The sequence below is a fragment of the Bacillus sp. SIMBA_008 genome (assembly GCF_046535495.1).
GTDB classification, from domain to species: domain Bacteria; phylum Bacillota; class Bacilli; order Bacillales; family Bacillaceae; genus Bacillus; species Bacillus subtilis.
Genome location: NZ_JAWRWL010000083.1, coordinates 1 through 383, shown reverse-complemented (window position 1 = coordinate 383; position 383 = coordinate 1). Strand labels below are relative to the sequence as shown.

At 44.6% G+C, this 383-nt stretch carries 1 protein-coding gene; it reads right to left on the bottom strand.

Features of this window, described 5'->3' with window-relative positions; translation table 11 throughout:
• Positions 1-383, bottom strand: a 383-nt coding sequence (locus SB658_RS22235) for an AMP-binding protein (RefSeq protein ID WP_410602364.1), incomplete at both ends; no start/stop codon positions are given.

Sequence of the window (383 nt, the reverse complement as noted above, 5' to 3'; positions counted from 1 at the left end):
GTGGAACATCGGCAATGCGGCAATCACCTTGTCCTTTGCATCAATGGATAGGTACTCAGCAACGTCTCTAGCATTTGAATACAGGTTGAAATGAGTCAGCATCGCACCCTTTGGTTTTCCTGTCGTGCCAGATGTAAATAAAATAACTGCCGTATCATCCTGATGAATAGAAGGATGCACGCTCTCTTTCGCATGGCCAGACACAAGCTTTCCAAAGAAGACAAGTTGATCTGATACTTCCTTAAAACTTGATCTGCACGCAGATTCATTTTCTGCACAAATAATCACCCGTTCAATAGACGGAAGCTGTTCGTACACCTGCTCGTACACTGGCAGTAGCTGTTCAGGGGCAACAAAGCCTTTTACATCACCTGTAATCAGCA